Source organism: Gilvimarinus sp. 1_MG-2023, from assembly GCF_030548285.1.
In genome coordinates this window covers 1-414 of record NZ_JAUOSC010000220.1, presented here as the reverse complement: position 1 = coordinate 414, position 414 = coordinate 1, and the positions used below count along the sequence as shown (strand labels likewise).

The window sequence follows — 414 nt, the reverse complement described above, 5'->3', positions numbered from 1 at the left end:
CATTCAACTCGTTCATCCGCTTGGCCAGCTCGGAAAACGGAATATTGCGAGCATTGGCCAGATGGCCGCTGCTGAAGTCTTTTTTATCGCGGATATCGACGACAATAGCGTCTTCACGATTAATCAATTGAGTCGCTTGAGCCGGAGAAACCGACGCGCCACTACGTTGCTTGTTATCAAACAACAGGGCCGCCAGAAACGCGCCCCAGATAGCCACCAGCCACCAGTGGTTACCGATAAATTCGAACACCTGTTCCATAATTCTCGTCATTGCCAGAAAAATCAGGCCCGGAGTATAACCTCTGACCGCGCTACTGTCCCACTCTTGCAGCACTCCGGGGAGCGGCGGTTTGATCTGCTCCAGTGAAGCATAAGTGCCAATGATTATATCGAACCATTTTGCCCACTGTGATC

1 protein-coding gene is annotated in these 414 nt (G+C 51.2%); it reads right to left on the bottom strand.

What is annotated here, in order from left to right; genetic code table 11:
- Positions 1-414: rhodanese-like domain-containing protein (locus Q4563_RS16515; protein ID WP_303605257.1), on the bottom strand; the 414-nt coding region annotated here is incomplete at both ends.